Genomic DNA, 415 nt, shown 5'->3' on the forward strand with positions numbered 1-415 from the left:
GTTGTAATGTTGTACAGGAGATTGAGTTGCCCATTCAAGTGTACGGCCATCCCATGGATCTCCAGTTGTGTCACGTTCACCGTGACGAGCACTCCAAATTACGTTGTAACAAAGAATTAGGAAACCAATACCCATCATTACCGCACCAACAGATGCGATTTGGTTTAGCCATCCCCATCCAAGACTTTCAGAGTAAGTGTACATACGACGAGTCATACCGTCTAAACCTAAGAAGTACATTGGGAAGAAACAGATATTGAATCCGCTCATAAAGATCCAGAATGTCCATTTACCTAGGCGTTCGTTTAACATATGACCAGTCATTTTTGGATACCAGAATGTGAATCCAGCAAGCATAGCGAATACTGTACCTGCGATTAATACGTAGTGGAAGTGAGCAATTAGGAAGTAGCTG

The 415-nt window shown here is 42.7% G+C and carries 1 protein-coding gene; it reads right to left on the bottom strand.

Going from position 1 to position 415, the window contains the following annotated elements; translation table 11 throughout:
- Positions 1-415: cbb3-type cytochrome c oxidase subunit I (locus SB658_RS22055; RefSeq protein ID WP_410602324.1), on the bottom strand; the 415-nt coding region annotated here is incomplete at both ends.

Origin of the sequence: Bacillus sp. SIMBA_008 (genome assembly GCF_046535495.1) — a bacterium.
Taxonomy (GTDB): Bacteria; Bacillota; Bacilli; order Bacillales; family Bacillaceae; genus Bacillus; species Bacillus subtilis.